Origin of the sequence: Pantoea sp. BL1 (genome assembly GCF_000963985.1) — a bacterium.
Classification (GTDB): Bacteria; Pseudomonadota; Gammaproteobacteria; order Enterobacterales; family Enterobacteriaceae; genus Pantoea; species Pantoea rwandensis_B.
The window spans coordinates 71644-95081 of record NZ_JZRH01000043.1 but is presented as its reverse complement, the minus strand read 5'-3'; the positions used below and the strand labels follow the sequence as shown (position 1 = coordinate 95081).

The following is a 23438-nucleotide window of genomic DNA, read 5'->3' as shown; positions in this document are numbered from 1 at the left end:
CCTCATTGGGTTACTTATTGAGCTGAAGTGAAATTATAATCACAAAATATGCATAAAAAATCAAACGAAGGCAAACATAAGTTACGTGTCGAGGAAATTAGCCAACAGCTGATGGCCCTGCTCGCTGAGGATACTCTCAGGATGGAACTGCACCCCTTCTAAGGGCAGCGTACGGTGGCGGAAGCCCATGATCTCATCCGGCTCGCCATTACGCAGGCTCCAGGCCGTGACGTCGAATTCTGCGGGCAGCGTATCGCGCGCCACAATGAGTGAATGGTAGCGCGTAACGGTGAGCGGATTATTAAGGTCGCGAAAAACGCCCTGATTGGTGTGCTGGATAACAGAAGTTTTGCCGTGCATCACCTGCCGCGCGCGCACTATCTGCGCGCCATAGGCTTGCGCAATCGCCTGATGGCCGAGGCAAACACCCAGAACCGGCAAACGCCCAGCAAAATGGCGGATGGCGTCCAGTGAGATACCAGACTGATCCGGCGTGCAGGGGCCAGGGGAGATCACCAAATGGGTGAGTGGCAGCGTCTCCATCTCCGCCAGCGTGATGGCATCGTTACGCACCACGCGGACTTGTGCTCCCAGCTCACAGAAATACTGGTAGAGATTCCAGGTGAAGGAGTCGTAGTTATCAATTAACAGCAGCATAGTGCCCTCAGGCCAGTCAAACCGCCGCTATTCTACGCATTTTACCGGGCTGGGCTCACCACTTTTGCAAACTGCGCCGTCAGCGGCGTCAGATCGCCCGATACACCAGCATACAGTGCGGTACGCCACGCCTCTCGATCCAGCTTATCCCATGTCAGCAGATAACCGGCGTGCAGCGCCAGCTGTTCAAAGAAAATGCGCTGCGTGCGGCCGTTGCCGGCGCGGAACGGATGCAATACGAAGATTTCACAGTAGTAATGCGCAAGCCGCGCAACAAACTCATCCTGCGTCAGGTTTGTCAGTTGATGTTCATCTTCCAGCGCGCTCATCAGCGCGTTGCCCTCTTTCTCAATATATTCGCAGTGGCAATAGGGTGTCTCATCACGCCAGATATCGATGCTGCGTAACTCCCCTGCCCAACTGTAGAGATCCTGAAACAGCGTGCGATGAATATGGCATAGCCATGGGATGCCGGTGCTGCGCGGGCCGAGTTCCAGCGTGGCTAGCCGGGCGGCACTGAAAGCCAGTTCGGCTTTACGCAACTGCATGTCATCATGAATATCGAGGCGGTTTTTCAGCACCGTATCATTGTGCCAAACATAAGGGTCGCGCACGGCCAGCGTGTTATCCGCCATATTGCCTCCTCAGTGACTCAAGTCGATCTTCATGTTGCTCAGCCGTCATATCGCTGAGTACGTAGCCTGCAAGACGGCAACTGGCCTGATAACTGGCCATGCGGCGCTGTTGCCACAGGGTGGCTTTCTGTTTTTCGGTGAGTTGGCTGGTCATGGCGCCTCCGACAAGCAATTTGCCCTAAGTATAAGAGCTAATTTTAGCTTTGCTGGAGAGCAGCAGAACGCGCCGACGATCGCCGGCGCGTTAAATCATTAAGGCAGGACTTTCGCAGAAAGGATAACAACCGGTTTTGACGGCACATTTTGGTACGGGCCGACATCCTTGGTTGGCACCTGAGCAATCTTGTCGATCACATCCTGGCCTTTCACAACTTTACCAAATACCGCGTAACCGAAGTCACGTTGGCCGTGATCGAGGAACGCGTTATCCGCGACGTTGAGGAAGAACTGGCTGGTCGCACTGTCTTTATCAGCAGTACGCGCCATCGAGATGGTGCCACGCAGGTTACGCAAGCCGTTGTCGGCTTCGTTCTTAATCGGTGCCACGGTCTGCTTCTGCTGCATATCCGTGGTGAAACCGCCGCCCTGAATCATAAAGCCAGGAATTACGCGATGGAAAATCGTGTTGTTGTAGAAACCGTTGTTGACGTAGTCGACAAAGTTTTTCACCGAAACCGGGGCTTTCTGGTTGTTCAGTTCGAGTTCGATATTGCCCGCAGAGGTGGTGAGCAGCACATGAGTATCCCCTTTAGCGGCCAGAGCAGAAGCGGATACAGAAGAGAGCGCTAACAGGGCGACTGCCGCTGTCAAAGTACGTTTAAACATGAAAGATTCCTTACCATGAAGTGCAAGCTCAAAAACGAGATCGATTGTAAAGAGCAAGTTATATAAGAGCCAGCGTTTTACCGATATTTACGCTGATGTTGCGATTGTCATACTTTCTTTAGCACGCAATCATTTGCGTGATGAAAATCACACTATTAATGAAATATTTCCCGCTCGTTACACTCGTTGTTTATTAAGATCACAGTTGCATTTACAATTCATGACACTTTTTGCCAATCCCGGCGCATCACAGGTTCAGAACATGACAAACCGTAATCGCATTGGCCTTACCTGGATCAGCTTTTTCTCCTACGCGCTCACCGGCGCGCTGGTGATTGTTACCGGTATGGTACTGGACAATATTGCCCAATACTTCCAGTTGCCCATCTCAGAGATGAGCAACACTTTCACCTTCCTGAATGCCGGTATCCTGGTCGCGGTATTCCTTAACGCCTGGCTGATGGTGATTGTGCCGTTGAAACGCCAGCTGATTTTTGGCTTTGTGCTGATGATCCTCGCGGTGGCGGGCCTAATGACCAGCCATAACCTGACCATATTCTCGCTGTGCATGTTTGTGCTCGGTGTGGTCAGCGGTATCACCATGTCGATCGGTACCTTCCTGATTACCCATCTGTACGATGGCCGTCAGCGTGGTTCCCGCCTGCTGTTTACCGACTCCTTCTTCAGTATGGCCGGTACCATTTTCCCGATCATCGCCGGTGTGTTGCTGGCTCGCATGCTGCCGTGGTACTGGGTATACGCCTGCATTGGGGTGATTTACATCGCCATCTTCGTCCTGACGCTGATGGTGGAATTCCCGGTGCTGAAAAGCGAAGCTGCCGTACAAGGTGGCGAGAAAGAGAAATGGGGCATCGGCGTGCTGTTCCTGTCGATCGCTGCGCTGTGCTACATCCTCGGTCAGCTAGGCTTTATCTCCTGGGTGCCAGAGTACGCGACCAAATCGATGGGTATGGACATTGCGGCAGCCGGTCAGTTGGTGGGTAACTTCTGGACCGCGTACATGGTCGGCATGTGGGTGTTCAGCTTCCTGCTGCGCTTCTTCGATCTACAGCGCATCCTGATGGTGCTAGCCGCATTGGCGACGGGCCTGATGTACTGGTTTGTCACCACGAACGATGCCAGCATGCTGCACTGGATCATCATGATTCTCGGCTTCAGCTCCAGCGCCATTTACACCACCATCATCACCCTCGGTTCGCTGCAAACCAAAGTCTCTTCACCGAAGCTGGTGAACTTTATCCTGACCTGCGGCACCGTCGGCACCATGCTGACCTTTGTGGTCACCGGCCCGATTGTGGCGAAAGGCGGCGCACATGCGGCACTCTCTACCGCGAATGGCTTGTATGCCGTGGTGTTTGTGATGTGTGTGCTGCTGGGCTTTGTGACCAAACATCGCCAGCACGGTCATATTACGCACTAATGGGTGACGTGCAGGGGTGAACGTTCGCCTCCGTTGCCTAGTGCCGTAGCAAAAGAGTGCGCAGTGATGCGCACTCTTTTTTATTAAGCGACTATCGTCGGAATGTCACCGCTTCCGCCTCGCCCAAATAGATTTCACTGCTCGCGGGCTGCGTTGCCGCCACCACGCTTCCCTGCCGTATCGAATAGCGCACAGGCACTTGTCTGCGTACCGCATCAAAGCCACTCTCAGCCGGCAAAATAATCAGACTGGCATAGTCACCCACCGCCAGACCGTAATCCTTCAATTGCAACGTTTTCGCGCTGTTGGTGGTAATCAGACTCAGGCCGTTGTCGATCTGTTCGTAGCCCATCAACTGACAGACATGTAATCCCATATGCAGCACCTGCAGCATGCTGGCCGTGCCGAGCGGATACCAGGGATCAAACACATCATCGTGGCCAAAACAGACGTTGATGTCGGCGTCGAGCAACTCTTTCACTCGCGTGATGCCGCGACGTTTGGGGTAGCTATCAAAACGTCCCTGCAAATGAATGTTCACCAGCGGATTCGCCACAAAGTGAATCTTCGACAGCTTCAGCAAGCGGAATAATCGCGAGGTGTAGGCGTTGTTATAGGAGTGCATCGCCGTGGTGTGGCTGGCGGTCACGCGTTCGCCATTGCCATCACGATGCGCCAGCGCCGCCACGGTTTCGACAAAGCGCGATTGCTCATCATCGATCTCATCACAGTGTACATCCACCATGCGGTCATAACGGTTGGCGAGCTCGAAGGTTTTATGCAGCGATTCCACGCCATACTCGCGTGTGAACTCGAAGTGCGGGATGGCACCCACCACATCGGCGCCGAGACGCAATGCCTCTTCCAGCAGTGCTTCACCATTTGGATAGGAGAGAATTCCCTCCTGCGGAAACGCCACGATTTGAATATCGATCCACGACGCCATTTCCGCTTTCACTTCCAGCATCGCTTTCAGCGCGGTGAGAGTGGGATCGGAAACATCAACGTGGGTACGCACATGCTGGATACCGTTGGCAATTTGCCACTTCAGCGTCTGCTGTGCGCGCTGTTTGACATCGTCATGGCTGAGCAGCGCTTTGCGCTCCGCCCAGCGTTCAATACCTTCAAACAGGGTGCCGGACTGATTCCAGGCAGGCTGCCCGGCAGTTTGCGTGGTGTCGAGGTGAATGTGCGGTTCGATAAACGGCGCACTCGCCAGCCCTCCTTCGGCGTCCAGTGCGTCACTCTGATCCACGATTTGCGGTGGCTGGGGACGTATCGCCGCAATTTTTCCACCGTTGATTTCCATTTGCCACAAGCCCTGCTGGCCCGCTAAGCGCAGATTGTTGATCCACTTCAGTGACCGGTTCGCCATGCCATCCTCCTGTTCAAAGCAACAGGTTAAGCTAGCACGAAAAACTGTCTGTCAGCGTCATCGATTTTTCGGATGTCATTATTGGCGAACCAGCGAGTGACTTTTCACGGCGCCATCGGCAGTGACCCGTTCTGCACAATATCCAACCAAATAAGCCACTTATCTATTTCGTTCAAAATCAATTACATACCTCAAAATAGGTATATGAGGGTGCGCTTGATGTGCATCAATAAGCGCCTGAAGTAGCGCGCTATCGTAAGCGCAGATACCGCAATTTTTGAGGCAAGCATGAGCAAGCACAGTGTCGTGATCATTGGCAACGGCATGGTGGGCCACCGCTTTATAGAAGAACTGATCGATAAAGCCGAGCCCGGCCAATTTGCCATTACCGTCTTTTGTGAAGAACCGCGCGTCGCCTATGACCGCGTCCACCTTTCCGCCTACTTCTCCCATCACACCGCTGAAGAGCTGTCACTGGTTCGCCCCGGCTATTACGAAAAACATCAGGTCAAACTGCTGATCGGTGAACGGGCGATTACCATCAACCGCGACGAAAAACTAATTCACTCTAATACCGGTCGCGCGGTGCATTACGACACGCTGATTTTTGCCACTGGCTCTTATCCGTGGATACCGCCGATAAAAGGCGCCGAAGGCAGCGACTGCTTTGTCTATCGCACCATCGAAGATCTCAACGCCATAGAAGCCTGCGCCCGCCGCAGCCAACGCGGTGCCGTGATTGGCGGCGGTCTGCTTGGCCTCGAAGCGGCAGGCGCACTGAAAAACCTCGGTATCGAAACCCATGTCATTGAGTTCGCGCCCGGATTAATGGCGGAACAGTTGGATGCGCAAGGTGGCGAGCAACTGCGTCGTAAGATCGAACAAATGGGTGTGCGTGTGCACACCGGCAAAAATACCCAGCAAATTGTGCACCACGCTAAAGGCGGTAAGACGCTGGAATTCGCCGATGGCAGCGCGCTAGATGTCGATTTCATCGTGTTCTCCACTGGCATTCGTCCGCAAGACAAGCTGGCAAAACAGTGTGGGCTGGAAATCGGCCAGCGTGGTGGCATCGCCATCAACGACCACTGCCAGACGCGCGATCCGGCGATTTATGCCGTCGGCGAATGCGCAGCCTGGCAGAACCGGCTGTTCGGCTTAGTCGCGCCGGGCTACAAAATGGCACAGGTCGCCAGCGATGCGTTGCTGGGACGCGACAGTGCCTTTTCCGGTGCCGATATGAGCGCCAAACTTAAGTTGCTGGGCGTGGATGTCGGTGGTATTGGCGATGCGCATGGCCGCACGCCGGGCGCGCGCAGCTATATGTGGCTTGATGAGCAAAAGCACATCTACAAACGCCTGATTGTCAGCGAAGACAACCGCACGCTGCTCGGCGCGGTATTGGTCGGTGACACCAGTGATTACGGCAATCTGCTGCAGCTGGCGCTGAATAACATCGCGCTGCCCGATAATCCTGAAGGTTTGATCCTGCCAGCAGGCAGTGGCGAGAAGCCGGTATTGGGCGTCGATTCCCTGCCGGACAGCGCGCAAATCTGCTCCTGCTTTGATGTCAGTAAGGGCGATATCGTCAAAGCGGTGCAAGGCGGCTGCCATACCGTGGCGATGCTGAAAAGCGAAACCCGTGCCGGAACGGGCTGCGGCGGCTGCATTCCGCTGATCACTCAGGTGCTCAACGCGGAACTGAGCCGCCAGGGCATCGAAGTCAACAATCACCTGTGCGAGCACTTCCCCTATTCACGCCAGGAGTTGTATCACCTGATTCGTGTCGAAGAGATCACTTCCTTCGAAGCCTTACTGGCGAAATACGGTCAAGGTTATGGCTGTGAAGTGTGCAAACCGACCGTGGGTTCGCTGCTGGCCTCCTGCTGGAACGACTATGTGCTCAAGCCACAACTCGCTCCACTTCAGGACAGCAACGATCTGTTCCTTGGCAATATCCAGAAAGATGGTACCTACTCGGTCATCCCGCGCTCTCCTGGGGGCGAAATCACGCCAGAAGGGTTGATGACGATCGGTGCGGTGGCGCGCCAGTACAACCTTTACACCAAAATCACCGGCTCGCAGCGTATTGGCCTGTTCGGTGCCCAGCGTGATGACCTGCCTGCCATCTGGTCGCAGCTGATTGATGCCGGATTTGAAACCGGCCAGGCGTATGCCAAAGCGTTGCGCATGGCAAAAACCTGTGTGGGCAGCACCTGGTGTCGCTATGGTGTCGGCGATAGCCTCGGCTTCGGTATCGAGCTCGAGAACCGCTACAAAGGCATTCGTACACCGCACAAAATGAAGTTTGGCGTCTCGGGCTGCACGCGCGAATGTGCGGAGGCGCAGGGCAAAGATGTCGGCATTATCGCGACGGAAAAAGGCTGGAATCTGTATGTGTGCGGCAACGGTGGCATGAAGCCACGCCACGCCGATTTGCTGGCAGCGGACCTGGATCGCGATACCCTGCTGACTTATCTCGACCGCTTTATGATGTTCTATATCCGCACCGGTGACCGCCTGCAACGTACCTCGCTGTGGCTGGAAAGCATGGAAGGCGGTATCGACTATCTGCGCAGCGTGATTATCGATGACAAACTCAGCCTGAATGCGCAGCTGGAAGCTGAACTCGCGCGCCTGCGGGCTGAAGTCGAGTGTGAATGGGCTGCAACGGTGAACGATCCCCGGCAGCACATCCACTTCAGCACCTTCATCAACAGCGATCAGCGCGATCCGCTGGTGCAGCACGTCGCTCAGCGCGATCAGCACCGTCCGGCACGTCCTGCCGAGCGTATTGCCATCACCCAGATTGAGGAGATCGACGCATGAGCCAGTGGCATTCCGTGTGTGAACTCGAACAAATCCTGCCTGCCACCGGCGTCTGCGCGCTGGTGAAAGGCCAGCAGATTGCCATCTTCCGTCCGCATGATGATGAGCAACTATATGCGCTGAGTAACATCGATCCTTTCTCCGCAGCCAGCGTGCTGTCACGCGGCCTGATTGCCGAACATCAGCACACGCTGTGGGTCGCCAGCCCACTGAAAAAACAGCGCTTCCGTTTAAGCGACGGCGTCTGCCTGGAAGATGCCGCCCGTTCCGTGGCGAGCTATCCGGTGCGCGTTACTGCGGGCCAGGTCGAAGTGTGCGCCTGACAGAATTCTTTTACTTTATGAGACGTCACTATGTTTACTGACACCCTGAATACCTGCGCCGCCAACGCGGCGCGCATTGTGCGTACGGCACAGCACAGCCCGCTGGCCTTCTGGATCAGTTCGGCGATGGCGGGCGCTTACGTTGGTCTCGCCATCATCCTGATTTTCACCCTCGGCAATCTGGCCGATCCAGCCTGGCGTCCGCTAGTCATGGGCGCCACCTTTGGTATCGCTCTGACCCTGGTGATCATTGCAGGGTCAGAACTGTTTACGGGTCATACGATGTTCCTCACCGTGGGCGTTAAAGCCGGTAGCATTAGCCAGGGTCAGATGTGGTGTGTGCTGCCGCAAACCTGGCTGGGCAACCTGATCGGCTCGGTATTTGTCGCCCTGCTCTATTACTACGCGGCAGGCGCGATGCTGCCCAATGCAGGCGCACTGATTCACAGCGCGGCGCTGGCGAAAACCACGCAACCGGCAATGGCGCTGTTCTTTAAAGGGGCGCTGTGCAACTGGCTGGTGTGTCTGGCGATCTGGATGGCAGTGCGCACTGAAGGCACGGCAAAATTCATTGCCATCTGGTGGTGCCTGCTGGCCTTTATCGCCTCCGGCTATGAACACTCTGTCGCGAATATGACGGTCTTTGCACTGTCGTGGTTTGGTCAGCATAATGCCGAACTCACCTTAAGCGGCATCGGCCATAACCTGCTGTGGGTGACGCTGGGTAATATGTTCTCTGGTATGGTGTTAATGGGCCTCGGTTATTGGTACGCCACCCCGCAAGCTCAAAGACCGCAAGTGGCGACACAAGCCGCTGCGCTCAAATCTGTTTAATCGTGTTAGCCCGCTTTCCGCATCATGCTAATCAGTTTGCGCATCCATCCGGGTGCGCATGAATGCGCACTCTACATCATCGTAGGGTCGTCATTTATGGCGACCGAAAAGGTGCGATTGATGATCATCACGTGGCTCGCGGGCTTTTTTGAGGATGAGCGATGGACTATTTTCCACTGTTTTGCCGCCTGAAGGGCAAACGCTGCTTACTGGTTGGCGGTGGCGATGTGGCAGAACGCAAAGCGCGCCTGCTGCTGGATGCCGGTGCCGATCTGCACGTCGGCGCACTGGATTTCTCCCCTGTATTTCAGCAGTGGGCCGAGCAGGGAAAATTGCACCTCATGTCCGGCACCTTTGAAGAGTGCTGGCTAGAAGGCTGCTGGCTGGTGATTGCCGCCACCGACGATGACGCCGTGAATCAGCAAGTGGGCGATGCCGCCGAAGCGCGCCGCATCTTCTGCAATCTGGTGGATGCACCACAGGAAGCCAGCGCTATCATGCCATCGATTATCGATCGCTCCCCGCTGATGATTGCGGTGTCCTCCGGTGGTCGTGCTCCGGTGCTGGCTCGCCTGCTACGCGAGAAGCTGGAAGCGATGCTGCCACAGCATTTAGGCCAACTGGCTTCACTCGCTGGCACACTGCGCAGTCGGGTGAAGAACACTTTCGCCAGCATGGGACAGCGCCGGGCTTTTTGGGAACGCTTCTTTGCCAGCGATCGTTTGGCACAAACGCTGGCTAATCGCGACCAGCCACGCGCCGATCATATCGTTGATACGCTGTTCAATGCGCCGCTGTCACAACAAGGTGAAGTGGTGCTGGTGGGCGCGGGTCCGGGCGATGCCGGATTGCTGACACTGAAAGGGTTGCAGTGTATCCAGCAGGCCGATGTGGTGGTGTATGACCGCCTGGTATCCGAACCGATTCTCAACCTGGTGCGCCGCGATGCAGAACGCATCTTTGTCGGTAAACAGGCGGGACATCACTGCGTCCCACAGTCACAAATCAATCAGCTTCTGCTGGAGCAGGCCCAGAGCGGCAAACGTGTGGTGCGGCTGAAAGGCGGCGATCCCTTTATTTTTGGTCGTGGCGGCGAGGAGCTGGAGGTGCTGGCACAGCACCACATTCCGTTCAGCGTGGTACCGGGTATTACCGCCGCATCCGGCTGTGCCGCCTACAGCGGCATTCCACTGACACACCGCGATCACGCCCAGAGTGTGCGCTTTGTTACTGGCCATCTGCAACAGCAGGGCGAAATTGAGTGGAGTAAGCTGGCAGCAGAACAGCAAACGTTGGTGTTCTACATGGGCCTGAATCAGGCACCCGAGATTCAGCGCCAGCTGTTGCAACATGGCATGGATGCAACAATGCCGGTCGCCATCGTGCAGAACGGCACGACATCTGAGCAACGGGTAGAGACCGCAACGCTGGCTGAACTCAACACGCTGGCGCAGCAGTTTGCCAGCCCAGCGCTGATTATCGTCGGGCGCGTGGTCAGCCTGCGCCGCCAGTTACGCTGGTTTTAAACTTGGCTGCCCCCGTCCGATTGGGCGAGGTCTTACGCGCAAATTCATAAAAAACGGCGAGTCATGACAACTCGCCGTTGTTAGATCATACCGCTCGTCGCTTAAGGCTGAGCCACAAAGCCCACTGCTTCGTAGACTTTCTTCAGTGTCTCTTGCGCCTGCGCACGGGCCTTGGTGGCACCATCGCGCATGACCTGATTCAGGAAAGCTTCATCATTACGGAAACGATGATAACGCTCCTGCAGCTCAGTCAGCATGCCGGAAACCGCTTCCGCCACTTCGCCTTTCAGGTGGCCATACATCTTGCCTTCGAATTCCTGCTCCAGCTGCGGAATCGACTTGCCGGTGACACCCGACAAGATATCCAGCAGGTTAGAGACACCGGCTTTTTCTTTGACATCGTAGCGTACGACTGGCGGCTCGGCGGAGTCAGTTACCGCGCGTTTGATCTTCTTCACTACCGCTTTGGTGTCTTCCAACAGGCCAATCACGTTGTTGCGGTTGTCATCCGACTTCGACATTTTCTTGGTCGGTTCCAGCAGCGACATCACGCGTGCGCCTGATTTCGGAATAAACGGCTCAGGAATTTTGAACACATCGCCATACAGTGCGTTGAAACGACCGGCGATATCGCGGCTCAGTTCCAGATGCTGCTTCTGATCTTCGCCCACTGGCACCTGGTTGGTCTGATACAGCAGAATATCGGCCGCCATCAGCACCGGGTAATCGAACAAACCCGCGGTGATGTTTTCAGAATAACGCGCGGACTTATCCTTAAACTGCGTCATACGGCTCAGCTCGCCAAAATAGGCATAGCAGTTCAGCACCCAGCTCAGCTGCGCGTGCTCAGGCACATGCGACTGTACAAAGATGGTGCTTTTTGCCGGGTCGATACCGCAGGCAAGGTACAACGCTAACGTATCCAGCGTGGCTTTGCGCAGCGCAGCGGGGTCCTGACGAACGGTGATGGCGTGCAGATCGACGATGCAGTAAATGCAGTGGAAATCATCCTGCATCTGCACCCACTGACGCAGCGCACCCATATAGTTGCCAATGGTCAGTTCACCGGAAGGCTGGGCGCCGCTGAAAACGATGGGTTTGCTCATGTTATATCCTGATAATTACAGCCCGAGAGCGGGCAAAAGTTCGCTAAAAGTATCGAGAGTTAAATCGGGTTGGCTGGCGGCAATCGGCTCGCCATAGTTGTAGCCAAAAGTCATACCGACATTGGGTACACCCGCAGCCTGAGCTGCGTGAATATCATTACGAGAATCACCGACAAACAGTAATTCTTTTTGCAGTACGCCAAAGTGACCCAAAACAAGGAAGATCGCTGCCGGATGGGGCTTTTTCACCACCACATCATCACCGCCAATAATCAGCGTGAAGAAATCGGCAATGCCCAGCGATTGCAGCAAAGGCGCGACAAACGGCGTCGGCTTATTGGTGACGATGGCCATCGGCAAGCCTTTGGCGTGCAGCGCCGCCAGCGTCTCTTTCACCTGCGGAAACAGCGTGCTGCCCGCTTCCACCGTTTCGGCGTAGTACTTATCGAACAACGAGCGCGCGTCGCGCTGCTCCTCGGCGTGCGGTTCGCGGCCTAATGCCCAGGTCAGCGCGCGTGTCATCATCACATCTGCGCCATTGCCAATCCAGGTGGAGGCCAGCGCAACGCCGGGTGGCGGCAACTGCAAATCGCCTAAAGCATGATCGATGGCCTGTGACAGACCCGGTGCGCTATCGACCAGCGTGCCATCGAGATCAAACGCCAGCGCGCGGATATCAGTGAAATGAGCCATTAACTTTCTCCAGTTCGCCGCGCATTTCGTCGATCACTTTTTTGTAATCGGGGTGACCAAAGATAGCTGAACCAGCCACAAACATATCCGCACCTGCCGCCGCGATCTGACCGATGTTATCGATCTTCACGCCACCGTCCACTTCCAGACGGATATCGTAACCGCTTTGATCAATCAGACGACGCGCCTGACGCAATTTGTCCAGCGTGCCAGGAATGAAAGATTGACCGCCGAAGCCAGGGTTCACTGACATCAGCAGAATGATGTCGAGTTTATCCATCACGTAGTCGAGGTAATCGAGCGGCGTCGCCGGATTGAACACCAGACCCGCTTTACAGCCGTGCTCTTTGATCAGTTGCAGCGTGCGGTCAACGTGCTCACTGGCTTCAGGATGGAAGGTAATGTAAGTCGCGCCCGCTTTAGCGAACTCTGGAATCAGTGCATCCACCGGCTTCACCATCAGATGCACATCAATCGGTGCCGTAATGCCATAGTCGCGCAGCGCTTTCAGCACCATTGGCCCCATGGTCAGATTAGGCACATAGTGGTTATCCATCACGTCAAAATGCACCACATCCCCGCCTGCTGCCAGCGCTTTGGCGGTATCTTCGCCCAGGCGAGCAAAGTCAGCAGCAAGAATTGAAGGGGCCAGCAAAAATTGTTTCATCCGATTCTCCCAATTTTGTGCGCCAGCCAGAGCTGGCGTAATGCGTTGGTCGCGGACGAAACAGGCTAGCGGAAAAGCGCCAGCAGTTCGTCAACCTGAGTGCGACCACTTATGCTTCGGCTGATGGAACGCCGGGCTTTGACTACGTGTAAAACCGCATTCTGATACCACTCACGCGTAAGCAGCGTGTCGTGGTTGGAAATCAGCACCGGTATGCTGTTTTCATGTGCCAGCTTATTTGCCAGCTCGGCCAGATGCTGCTGCTCGCGCAGGCTAAAGCTATTGGTGTGGTACGCGGTAAAGTTCGCCGTCGCCGACAAGGGCGCATACGGCGGATCGCAATAAACCACTGAGCCAGCAGGGGCGTTGTTCAGAGTAACATCGTACGATTCACAGACAAAGGTCGCTTTTTGCGCCCGTTCGGCAAACCACAACAGCTCCGCTTCCGGGAAGTAAGGTTTGCGATAACGACCAAAAGGCACATTGAACTCACCGCGCAGATTGTAACGGCACAAACCGTTATAGCCATGCCGATTGAGATAGAGAAACAGTAAGGCACGCTGATATTCATCTTTGCTGGCGTTAAATGCCAGACGTTGCGCGTAATAGGTCTCTGCGATATTACCTTCAGGCGTGAACAACTGCCGCGCGTCTTCAATGAACTCAGCCGTGCGGGTTTTAACGATGTTATAGAGATTGATCAGGTCACCGTTGATGTCCGCCAGGTGATAGCGATCATAATCGGTGTTGAGGAACACGGAACCGGCACCCACAAAAGGTTCGACTAAACAGTCACCTTGTGGCAAATGACGACGGATATCGTCAAGCAGCGGGTATTTCCCTCCGGCCCATTTAAGGAAAGCGCGATTTTTCTTCATGCTGTCGTGGTTATTACATCTTAATTATGGGCTGTGGTGGAACCGACAGCAGCTTTGCGCTTTAAACGGGGCCGCGCGATCGCAGCCCCACATCAATTACTGACTTTCTTTCTTCACCTGACTCAACGGTTTTACCCACGGATTTGCCGCACGAACTTCAGCCGGCAGTGATGCCACTGCACGCTTGGCATCGGCTGGCGTAGCGTAAGCACCGCTGACCAACACATACCAGGGCTGACCGTTACGCGTGGTTTTATACACGTGATAACCGCTCAGATTTTGTTTCTTCGCCCAGGCATTCAGGCTCTCTTCTTTCGACGCACCGCTCAACTGCAGCGTGTAGCTACCGCCCGTTGGCAGTGACTTACTGGCACCGCTGCTGGCGCTCACCGGCGCATTATGCGCGGCAGTGGTATGCGTTTTATTCTCTTTTGCTCCGGCTGCCGGTTTCGACGTGGTCGGCGCTTTATGCGCGGTGTTGCTGTGCGTTTCACGTGAACCATTGCTGTTGGTACGCGCAGGTGTCTCAGAACGCATCGCCGGAGGCGTCATCGCTTTACCGTTACCGCTTACGGTAGCAGGGGCGGTCGGCAATGAACTGTTGCCTTGTGCACCCTGTGCCGCGTTATCAACCTGGCCTTGCTGATTGCTCAGCGCACTGTTGAGATCGCCCGGCAGCGTTACACGTTGCTGATTGGCTGGCGTATCGACAGGTGCAGCTTGCGTCGGCGTTGAAGACACTGCTGGCATAGAAATCGAGTTGGAATCGCCGCCTGCTGAAGAGGATGATGTCGCTGGCGTCTGCGATGCGTCCGCTGAAGGTGTGGCGCTTTGCTGGCCACTCATGGACGTCGAGCCGGAAAGGTCGATGTTCTTTTCACCACCGGTTGCCGTTGGCGCCGCATTGCCATTGCTGGCCGTGTTTGCGGGTTTCTTATCATCCGGACCGGTCAATGCCGAACCAATACCCAGCACCACCAACAGCAGAACAAGGATGCCGATCCCCATCATCATATGCTGACGAGAAACAGGTACCTTCGCTTTCGGCGCAGAAGACGTTTTGCGTGGCCGCGTTGGACGGCGGTCACTGGCATCAGGTTTTAACTCGTCTTCCGGTTTGAACTCATCCATCTAGCCTCCTCCGTAAAACAGCACGCTTCCCACGCACCGCATCACCACTCACTGCTTTATCCGTGATACTTCAAGCTGAAACGACGTTGGCTGCATCCTATCATCCAGACATCTCACTGATGTCAGCGCCTGGAACGCATGCGATGGCCACCTTGCTGCAGCTCAACTTATTCCGGATATCTTCAGTATTTTATACAATCGTTAATCGCAGCCAGCACCATATCATGTGCCACACCTGCGCGCACTTCAGAGCGACCAATTGCGAGAGGCAGCACCAAACGCATTTCACCCGCAAGCACTTTTTTATCGCGCATCATGTGCGGAAGATACGCTTCTGCTTGCATGCTTGCCGGGCCGTGCACCGGTAAACCCGCTCGCAAAAATAGCGCAATAATGCGATCGGTATCCGTCGAAGTGAACTGACCCAGCCGTTCGGCGGTACGGGCAGCCATGACCATTCCCGCCGCAATCGCTTCACCGTGTAACCAGTTGCCATAGCCCATGTGCGCTTCAATCGCATGACCAAAAGTATGGCCCAGATTGAGCAGTGCGCGTTGACCGTTTTCACGTTCATCGGCGGCAACCACTTCAGCTTTGAGTTCACAGCAGCGACGGATACAGTAGGCCAGGGCTTGCTGATCCAGTGCCAGCAGAGCATCAAGATTCTGCTCCAGCCACTGGAAGAATTCCCCATCGAGGATAATGCCGTATTTGATCACTTCAGCCAGACCAGACGCCAATTCGCGCGCCGGCAGCGTAGCCAGGCAATCGGTATCGACCACCACTGAGGCGGGCTGGTAGAAGGCACCAATCATGTTTTTGCCCAGCGGATGGTTGACGGCTGTTTTACCGCCGACCGAAGAGTCGACCTGAGACAGCAGCGTTGTCGGTACCTGGATAAAGCGCACACCGCGTTGATAGCTCGCAGCGGCAAACCCAGTGAGATCACCAATCACACCGCCGCCGAGCGCAATTAACGTGGTATCACGTCCATGCGGTTTCTGCAGCAGCGCGGTGAAGACATCGTCCATCACAGCGAGCGTCTTGTACTTTTCACCATCAGGTAAAATCACCTGATCCACCTTCACGCCCGCCTGCGAAAGCAGTGCTGACAGCTTATCGAGGTAGATCGGGGCAAGCGTCTCATTGGTCACCAGCATGGCGTTATCGCCTGCTTTTAGCGGCCAAAAAGAAGCCGGATCGTTAAACAGTCCGGCAGCGATGGTGATGGGGTAACTACGATCCCCGAGTGAGACAGTGATCTTCTCCATGATGACCGATACCTATTGCTGAGCCGTCAGGGCGCTGGATTAATTTTTTTCCAGCATGTTGATGATCTGATTGGCGACAACTTTTGCACTTTGATCGTCAGTGCGAATAGTGACGTCAGCGATCTCTTCATAAAGTGGATTACGTTCGCCAGCTAAAGCTTCCAGTACTTCGCGCGGTGGCTCTTCAACCTGCAACAACGGACGTTTTTTATCACGCTGTGTACGAGCAAGTTGCTTTTCGATAGTCGTTTCAAGATAAACGACCACGCCGCGGGCGGAGAGACGATTGCGGGTTTCACGGGATTTGACAGAACCACCACCGGTCGCCAGGACAATGCCTTGTTTCTCGGTGAGTTCATTAATGATCTTCTCTTCGCGATCGCGGAAACCGTCTTCGCCTTCCACATCAAATACCCAGCCTACATCCGCTCCGGTACGTCGCTCAATTTCCTGATCGGAATCGAAAAATTCCATATTGAGTTGCTGAGCTAACTGACGACCAATAGTGCTTTTGCCGGCACCCATCGGCCCAACCAGAAAGATATTGCGTTTCTCTGCCATTTTATCGGTATTACTAAGAATTCGTTGATGATACCCCGCGTTCAGCATAGTGCTGGCGGGACAGGAACTGAGACCTCATGAGCATTAACAAGAGTCAGACGGAAAATTATCTCAACACTCATGGCCGTTTGGCAACCGAATAAATTGCCCCCGGCGACCTTGTAACAGGACCGGTCTGTGGTTCGCGAGACGGTAACGCCCCTCCTGTTTTCCCTCACACTTCAAGCACCATGCGCGCTGGCCGTGTCTTCGCGTCCCTTAAACTTACAGATATAAGCTTAGGAATTAACGCTTTCACCGCCGTGCTTTAACTCGAATTATTTAGGGAAAATATATTCTGACGCCAGTATCGCTTGTGACTGACGCCCATCGGAAGGTTATCCTGCCGCGTTCCGCTACACCATTTTAAAAATCGCTAAACCTTGTAAGCTAATTCCTGCCCTGCGTCAACGCAGATGGCAAATCAGAGTGAATTTTCCGCTTTATCCGGTAGTAAGCGCTGCTTCCCTGACCAGTCTGGGGGTAATGAAGATCACCAACTCCTTCTTTTTATGTTCTTTGGTTTGCTGACGAAACAGCGTTCCCAGCAAGGGCAGTTCACCCAACCACGGTACACGCTGTTCGGTCTGCATGCGCTGTTGCTGGAAAATCCCGCCCAGCGCCAACGTTTCGCCATCACGCAGCGTCACCTGCGTTTCAATTTCCTGCTTATCAATACTCAGCACGTTGCTTTCACCCACGTTCAGGCTGCGCCCCGGCATGTTCTGGCTTAAGCGCAGTTTTAACTGAATCCGTCCATTCCCCAGCACCATGGGCGTCACTTCCATCCCTAACACTGCCTCTTTAAATTCAATCGCCGTTGCACCACTGCTGCCCGACTTCACCTCGTAAGGAATTTCGGTTCCCTGTTTAATGGAAGCGGTTTGCTGGTGAGAGGTAAAAAGCCGCGGACTGGCGATGATTTCGATTTGGTTCTCCTGCTCGAGCGCGCTGAGTTCCAGATTCAACAATTCCCCACTAACCTGCCCCAGCGTGACGCCCGCGCGCAACGCAGGACTATTCACGGCCAATGGGATCGCCAGTTGTGGATGATGCAATGCCGTCGTCACACTTTGCGCAGGCGCGGTGTGCCAGTTCACCCCCAGCTCACGCAGATGTTCTTCATTGATAGTGATGATGTGGGCAGACAACTCGATCTGTTCGAGTGGCATATCCAGCGCGCGCAACCAGCGCGAGGCATCACGCAGCGCGGCGGCGGTGTCACGCAATAACAAGCTGTTGGTGCGGCTATCGACCGTGACACTGCCGCGTGGAGTGAGGAGTGAACGCTCCGCTTGCAGACTACGATAGACATCGCTGGCATTGGCGTAATGCAGCGTGACGGACTGCTGTTCGAGAGGAAGTTGCTGTTGCCGCTCCTCATGTTCTGTTTTCGCCTGTTGTGTCTGCATCTGTTGCCAGCTTTCGGGGTAAACCAGCAGCACGCCCTCTTCCTGCACCACGGTGAGTTTTGCCAACCGGGTCACCAGCGCCAGTGCGCGCTCCCATCCTACATTTTCCAGGCGCAGTGATAATCGCCCTTCAACGCCGGGTGCAATCAGCAGGTTGGTTTGTTGATAATCTGCCAGCGCCTGCAAAATACGTTCAACGGGAGCATCATCAAACACCAGGCTTAAGCGTTCCTCATTTGCCTGCAGGGGCAGGCTAAAACTCAGGCACAGCAGTAGTGTCATCCATTTCATAATATCCTCCTTTTATAGACCAGGTGATTTGCTGCGGTGGGCAGCTTTGCGCGACATGCAAGGTCATGCTATTCGCGGTTAACGCTGCCACCTGCCAGCTTGAGCGCGGTAACCGAGCCGAAGGGCCAAGCCGATGGTTTTTTCCTTCTGGTGAGCGTAGCCAGGCAACATAGCGCGTGGGAGTACCGATAATGCCCTGCAACCGCCAGCCATCAGGTTCAGCCACCTGCATCCGACATTGCACCTCGGCCTGCGGCTGAAAGGGATCGCGTGCCAGCGTAAAGCCGCTCCACAGTACTAACAGCCATGCACTATGGCGCATCTCCATCCTCCAGCCACAGCTGTGCGTTCAGCGATCCCTGCTCTTCTTTGAGTTCAAAGCGCTGCGGTACAGGCAGGCGAGTCAATGACAGCGCTGAAAACAGCGGGACAAATTGCGTCCAGCCGAGCCGCAGCTGTAACTGCTGTGGCTGATTATCCGGCAGCCAGCTTTCCAGTTGATCGTCACGCTCGGTGATCAAAGCTTCGAGCGTAACTTGCTCAGTGACGCCACTAATGGTTTGCTGTAACCGTGCGATTTCTTGTTCCAGCACGTTGATGGCAGGTCGTGCAGCCAATAGCTGCTGACGCTGCATCACCTGCTGTGACATCACCGCCTGCTGGCGTAATTGGGCAGCATGGGCCTGTTGCTGCGGGCGCAGCAAAACCCACCACGCCAAAAGCAACAGCAGCAGAGACATGCCCAACAGGCAGGCAATGCGCCACATCAAGGCTAAAGCGAGCCAGCGCTGCAATGCATCATTCACCGATGTTCTCCTGCATCCGCGCGCGCAAGACAAATCGATAGTGCCCAGCGGTTTGGCGCTGCACGCTGGCCGGTTTTACCGTGGCAAACAGCGGCTGCCTCATCAATTGATGACGAAAATCCTGGATCGCCATCATGCTCTGCGCCTGCCCTTCGAACAGCAAGATGCCCTGGCGCCGCTCCACCCGTTTGAGCCAAAGCGTGTCCAGCATCAACATCGGCAAGCGCTGCCAGAACTGTTGCCAGCGCTGATGCTCATCCTTTTTACGCTGCCGTATCAGCTGCGCCTCTAATAGCTCATCGCGTTGCTGCAGCAGCAGTTGCTGTTGCGTCAACTGGCGTTGCAACGCTTCATGCTGTTGGCTGATCTCCGCCAACGTCCTGTGCATCTGGCCTTGTGCCTGGCTTCCGCGCCACCATAACGACAGCACCATCATTACCGTCGCCAGCAGGACGCATCCCAACAGGGAAAAACTTTGCTGGCGGCGGCGCTGCTGCAACTGCACGCGCCAGGGTAATAAATTGACGGCCAGCATCATGCATCCTCCGGGCGCAGCGCCAGGCCGAGCGCGATAGCAAACTCACCTTCTTGCGCAGGCAGTGGCGGTTGCCGATAGTGCAGTAATGAAAGCGGTCGGCAGTGCGTCACGCTGGGTTCAGCCAGGCTGAAGGCCGAGGTGCAAAAGATGGACGATGCCTGAGGGAAGGTTTCACGCAGTTTCGCCAGCGTTAGAGGTTCTGTGGCCGCGCCTGAAGTGCCCGGCTCACCGGCTAACGTCCATAGCCAGTGATCGCTAAGCGGATGGATTAAAAGTTGGTCACGATGCAGCGGCATGCGCATGGCGATTTGGGTCAACGCCAGGCTGCTCAGTTCAAAGACATCGGGTCGCAGGCCAGCCTCCTTTAGCGGCGCCAGCCACTGCGCAATCACTTCACGCCGTGCCGCCGTAATGCACAGTTGCGTTGCATTACGTGCCGAGCGGTAGTCAATCGACAGCGTGGCGGGTTCAACCGGAAACAGGCGTGGTGCCGAGGATGCCACATAACGGCTCATTGCCGGCTCACTGAGCGAGGTTTCTGGCAGCGGCAATGTTCGCTGCAACACCAGTTGCGGCGGCAAGCCAACTCGCAGTGAATAGCGTTTCGGCAGATGACGCTGCCAGCGCGTCAACATCTCCTGTAACAGTGGGGTAGTTTGCAACACGCCGTTGCGTAACGTATCGTGCGGCAGCGGTTGTTGCCACCAATGGCGTAACTGCCAGCCATGACGTCGGCGTTCAATGCCCAGGGCACAGAGCTGCCCGTTTTGGATGTCCAATCCGATTTGCCAGCGCTGAAAAGCCATATGCGCGATCTCCTTATCTTTTAAGGTAAAAAAAGAGATACCCTAAATCATTCGAGTCGCGGCAAGGCGAAAACGAGCGATGGCTCAGGCGCTTACTGAAGTCAGCGTCTAAGGTAAGCTCGCGCAGCCGACACAGCTGCAGCTCGAAGTATGACGGGTATATCAAAGCGTCAGGCTTGCCTTTATACTACCGCGCGATTGTTTATAAACTGCCCAAACGACAACAGATGGGAATTCTCAGGTGAAGTTCGTAAAGTATTTATTGATTCTTACAGTGTGTTGCATTCTGCTGGGAGCAGGCACGGTTTATGGTTTGTACAAATACATAGAGCCGCAGCTGCCCGATGTGAACACGCTGAAAGACGTGCGTTTGCAAACCCCGATGCAGGTTTACAGCGCGGATGGCGAACTGATCGCCCAGTATGGTGAGAAGCGCCGCGTGCCGCTCACCCTGCAACAGATGCCGCCTGAGCTGATCAAAGCGTTCATTGCAACGGAAGACAGCCGCTTCTATGAGCACCACGGCGTCGATCCGGTGGGCATTTTCCGTGCCGCCAGCGTCGCGCTGGTGTCCGGCCATGCTTCGCAGGGTGCCAGTACCATCACGCAACAGCTGGCGCGTAACTTCTTCCTTAGCCCCGAACGCACGCTGATGCGTAAGATCAAGGAAGCGTTCCTGGCGATTCGCATTGAACAGCTGTTGAGCAAGGATGAAATCCTCGAGCTCTACCTCAACAAAATCTATCTCGGTTACCGTGCCTATGGTGTCGGAGCGGCAGCACAGGTCTACTTCGGTAAGCCGGTTGATCAGCTCTCACTGAGTGAGATGGCGATGATTGCCGGTCTGCCGAAAGCACCGTCAACCTTTAACCCGCTTTACTCTCATGCGCGCGCGCTGGCGCGTCGTAATGTGGTACTGGCGCGTATGCTCGACCAGAATTACATCACGCAGCAGCAGTATGATGACGCGCGCAACACGCCGCTGGTCGCAACCTATCATGGTCCCGAAATTGCCTTCTCCGCACCTTATCTGAGCGAAATGGTGCGTCAGGAGATGGTGAAACGCTATGGTGACGCCGCTTACGATGATGGCTACAAGGTGTATACCACCGTCACGCGTCATCTGCAGGAGGCCGCACAACAAGCTGTTCGCAATAACGTGATGGCGTATGACATGCGTCATGGTTATCGCGGCCCGACCAACGTGCTGTGGAAAGTGGGCGAAGCAAGCTGGGATAAGAGCCGCATTCAAAACGCGCTGAAAGATCTGCCCACCTACGGCCCACTGAATGCCGCCGTGGTGACCACGGCCACGGCCGATGAAGCCACCGCGATGATGAAAGACGGCAGCAGCGTCTCTCTGAGTATGGCGGGCGTTCGCTGGGCGCGTCCTTACAAATCCGACACGCTACAAGGCCCTACGCCCCGCAGCGTGACGCAGGTACTGCAGGCTGGCCAGCAGATTTGGGTGCGTAAAGTCGATAACGACTGGTGGTTAGGTCAGGTGCCGCTGGTCAACTCGGCCCTCGTCTCGCTCAATCCAGAAGACGGTGCGGTACGCGCGCTGGTCGGTGGTTTTGACTTCAACCAGAGTATGTTTAACCGCGCGACACAGGCACTGCGTCAGGTCGGTTCAAACATCAAACCGTTCCTGTATACCGCCGCGATGGACCGTGGACTGACGCTGGCTTCCATACTGAACGATGTGCCCATTTCACGTTGGGATGCGGGTGCCGGAGCGGACTGGCGCCCCAAAAACTCCCCGCCGACCTATGCGGGACCTATCCGCTTGCGTCAGGGCCTGGGTGAGTCGAAAAACGTGGTGATGGTACGTGCGATGCGTGCGATGGGTGTGGATTACGCCGCAGAGTATCTGCAGCGCTTCGGCTTCCCTGCACAGAACATCATTCATACCGAATCGCTGGCATTGGGTGCGGCTTCGTTTACCCCAATGCAGGTGGTGCGCGGTTATGCCGTGATGGCTAACGGCGGCTTCCTTGTCGATCCTTACTTCATTACCAAAATTGAGAATGAACAAGGCGGCGTGGTGTTCGAAGAGAAACCGAAGATTGCCTGCCCACAGTGCAATCTGCCGGTGATCTACGGTGATACCAAAAAATCGCTGGCGCTGAGCGAAGAGAGCGTGGAAAACGTCGCGACTTCCGATCAATCGCAAAATCAGGCGGTGCCACAGCCGGAGCTGGAGCAAGTGCCTGCCCAGCCGCAACCCGCAGGTGATCAGCAATATGCTCCGCATGTGATCAATACGCCGCTGTCGTTCCTGATCAAAAGCGCACTGAACTCCAACGTGTTCGGTGAGCCCGGCTGGATGGGAACAGGCTGGCGCGCGGGTCGTGACCTGAAGCGTAACGATATCGGCGGAAAAACCGGTACCACTAACAGCTCGAAGGATGCGTGGTTCTCTGGTTACGGCCCTGGTGTCGTGACCTCAGTGTGGATTGGTTTCGATGATTCACGCGCGCTGGGCCGCTCGACCATGTCAGGTGCGATTCCTGACCAGATTTCTGGCTATGAAGGCGGCGCGAAGAGTGCTCAGCCAGCCTGGGATGATTACATGAAATCTGCGCTGGATGGCGTGCCGGTACAGCCGCTGACACCGCCAGATGGCGTTGTCACAGTGACGATCGATCGCGGTACGGGCAAGCTGGCCAACGGTGGCGGCAATACCCGTCAGGAGTACTTCATCAATGGCACTCAGCCAACGGAGTATTCAGTGCATGATGTGGGCACCACACTCATGGACAACGGCCAAAGCCACGAACTGTTCTGATAA

General features: G+C 55.4%; 23 protein-coding genes. 6 read left to right on the top strand and 17 right to left on the bottom strand.

Annotated elements, in window-relative coordinates:
- Positions 1 to 81: 81 nt before the first annotated feature.
- The 4 genes from VH86_RS18900 to ppiA form a co-directional block, all read right to left on the bottom strand.
- On the bottom strand, positions 82 to 657 hold the full coding sequence (locus VH86_RS18900) for an aminodeoxychorismate synthase component II (protein ID WP_038644298.1): 576 nt from the start codon (positions 655 to 657) through the stop codon (positions 82 to 84).
- Between the two features lie 41 nt (positions 658 to 698).
- Positions 699 to 1292, bottom strand: coding sequence for a putative adenosine monophosphate-protein transferase Fic (locus VH86_RS18895; RefSeq protein ID WP_045833791.1), 594 nt, complete (start codon positions 1290 to 1292; stop codon positions 699 to 701).
- Entirely contained in the window at positions 1282 to 1446 is a 165-nt protein-coding gene (locus VH86_RS25225) for a YhfG family protein (RefSeq protein WP_072050627.1), read from the bottom strand. Before VH86_RS25225 ends, VH86_RS18895 begins: the two co-directional genes overlap by 11 nt.
- A 98-nt stretch (positions 1447 to 1544) precedes the next feature.
- On the bottom strand, positions 1545 to 2117 hold the full coding sequence (gene ppiA / locus VH86_RS18885; RefSeq protein ID WP_038644294.1) for a peptidylprolyl isomerase A: 573 nt from the start codon (positions 2115 to 2117) through the stop codon (positions 1545 to 1547).
- Between the two features lie 262 nt (positions 2118 to 2379).
- On the opposite strand from ppiA, the gene tsgA reads away from it, so the two are divergent.
- On the top strand, positions 2380 to 3558 hold the full coding sequence (tsgA, locus tag VH86_RS18880) for an MFS transporter TsgA (protein ID WP_045833790.1): 1179 nt from the start codon (positions 2380 to 2382) through the stop codon (positions 3556 to 3558).
- A gap of 91 nt (positions 3559 to 3649) precedes the next feature.
- Here tsgA and VH86_RS18875 read toward each other — a convergent pair whose 3' ends face one another.
- Positions 3650 to 4933, bottom strand: a complete 1284-nt coding sequence (locus VH86_RS18875; protein WP_045833789.1) for a cytosine deaminase — start codon at positions 4931 to 4933, stop codon at positions 3650 to 3652.
- 288 nt (positions 4934 to 5221) lie between these two features.
- Here VH86_RS18875 and nirB point away from each other — a divergent pair, with 288 nt between their 5' ends.
- The 4 genes from nirB (at position 5222) to cysG (ending at position 10445) form a co-directional block, all read left to right on the top strand.
- Positions 5222 to 7762: a nitrite reductase large subunit NirB gene (gene nirB / locus VH86_RS18870; RefSeq protein ID WP_045833788.1), complete on the top strand. Its 2541-nt coding sequence runs from the start codon at positions 5222 to 5224 to the stop codon at positions 7760 to 7762.
- The gene (gene nirD / locus VH86_RS18865) at positions 7759 to 8085 is read left to right on the top strand and encodes a nitrite reductase small subunit NirD (protein ID WP_038644290.1); all 327 of its coding nucleotides are present in this window, start codon (positions 7759 to 7761) and stop codon (positions 8083 to 8085) included. The genes nirB and nirD overlap by 4 nt, the downstream gene beginning before the upstream one ends.
- A gap of 30 nt (positions 8086 to 8115) precedes the next feature.
- Positions 8116 to 8919, top strand: a complete 804-nt coding sequence (nirC, locus tag VH86_RS18860) for a nitrite transporter NirC (RefSeq protein WP_038644289.1) — start codon at positions 8116 to 8118, stop codon at positions 8917 to 8919.
- Between the two features lie 161 nt (positions 8920 to 9080).
- Complete coding sequence (gene cysG, locus VH86_RS18855; protein WP_045833787.1) at positions 9081 to 10445, top strand: siroheme synthase CysG; 1365 nt, start codon at positions 9081 to 9083, stop codon at positions 10443 to 10445.
- A 101-nt stretch (positions 10446 to 10546) separates the two neighbouring features.
- Here the strand turns inward: cysG and trpS are convergent, their stop codons facing one another.
- From trpS to pilM, 12 genes are all read right to left on the bottom strand, one after another.
- Entirely contained in the window at positions 10547 to 11551 is a 1005-nt protein-coding gene (gene trpS, locus VH86_RS18850) for a tryptophan--tRNA ligase (RefSeq protein WP_034819607.1), read from the bottom strand.
- A gap of 15 nt (positions 11552 to 11566) precedes the next feature.
- Positions 11567 to 12244, bottom strand: coding sequence for a phosphoglycolate phosphatase (locus VH86_RS18845; protein WP_034819610.1), 678 nt, complete (start codon positions 12242 to 12244; stop codon positions 11567 to 11569).
- Complete coding sequence (rpe, locus tag VH86_RS18840; RefSeq protein WP_034819612.1) at positions 12228 to 12911, bottom strand: ribulose-phosphate 3-epimerase; 684 nt, start codon at positions 12909 to 12911, stop codon at positions 12228 to 12230. The genes VH86_RS18845 and rpe overlap by 17 nt, the downstream gene beginning before the upstream one ends.
- Positions 12912 to 12976: 65 nt before the next feature.
- Positions 12977 to 13789 carry an adenine-specific DNA-methyltransferase gene (gene dam, locus VH86_RS18835; protein ID WP_045833786.1) on the bottom strand — a complete coding sequence of 271 codons (813 nt, stop codon included), beginning with the start codon at positions 13787 to 13789 and terminating at the stop codon, positions 12977 to 12979.
- Positions 13790 to 13885: 96 nt separating this feature from the next.
- Positions 13886 to 14920, bottom strand: coding sequence for an SPOR domain-containing protein (locus VH86_RS18830; protein WP_045833785.1), 1035 nt, complete (start codon positions 14918 to 14920; stop codon positions 13886 to 13888).
- Between the two features lie 182 nt (positions 14921 to 15102).
- Positions 15103 to 16191, bottom strand: a complete 1089-nt coding sequence (gene aroB, locus VH86_RS18825; protein WP_038644284.1) for a 3-dehydroquinate synthase — start codon at positions 16189 to 16191, stop codon at positions 15103 to 15105.
- A 39-nt stretch (positions 16192 to 16230) separates the two neighbouring features.
- Entirely contained in the window at positions 16231 to 16752 is a 522-nt protein-coding gene (aroK, locus tag VH86_RS18820; RefSeq protein WP_034820046.1) for a shikimate kinase AroK, read from the bottom strand.
- Between the two features lie 482 nt (positions 16753 to 17234).
- A complete protein-coding gene (gene hofQ / locus VH86_RS18815) occupies positions 17235 to 18494 on the bottom strand; it encodes a DNA uptake porin HofQ (RefSeq protein WP_072050626.1) in 1260 nt (419 codons plus the stop codon).
- Complete coding sequence (locus VH86_RS18810; RefSeq protein WP_045833784.1) at positions 18457 to 18816, bottom strand: HofP DNA utilization family protein; 360 nt, start codon at positions 18814 to 18816, stop codon at positions 18457 to 18459. Before VH86_RS18810 ends, hofQ begins: the two co-directional genes overlap by 38 nt.
- Positions 18806 to 19300: a hypothetical protein gene (locus VH86_RS18805; protein ID WP_045833783.1), complete on the bottom strand. Its 495-nt coding sequence runs from the start codon at positions 19298 to 19300 to the stop codon at positions 18806 to 18808. Before VH86_RS18805 ends, VH86_RS18810 begins: the two co-directional genes overlap by 11 nt.
- The gene (locus VH86_RS18800; protein WP_231647289.1) at positions 19293 to 19838 is read right to left on the bottom strand and encodes a PilN domain-containing protein; all 546 of its coding nucleotides are present in this window, start codon (positions 19836 to 19838) and stop codon (positions 19293 to 19295) included. The genes VH86_RS18805 and VH86_RS18800 overlap by 8 nt, the downstream gene beginning before the upstream one ends.
- Complete coding sequence (gene pilM, locus VH86_RS18795) at positions 19835 to 20644, bottom strand: pilus assembly protein PilM (protein ID WP_045833782.1); 810 nt, start codon at positions 20642 to 20644, stop codon at positions 19835 to 19837. Before pilM ends, VH86_RS18800 begins: the two co-directional genes overlap by 4 nt.
- A gap of 241 nt (positions 20645 to 20885) precedes the next feature.
- Here pilM and mrcA point away from each other — a divergent pair, with 241 nt between their 5' ends.
- Complete coding sequence (gene mrcA, locus VH86_RS18790; RefSeq protein WP_045833781.1) at positions 20886 to 23435, top strand: peptidoglycan glycosyltransferase/peptidoglycan DD-transpeptidase MrcA; 2550 nt, start codon at positions 20886 to 20888, stop codon at positions 23433 to 23435.
- Positions 23436 to 23438: the final 3 nt, after the last annotated feature.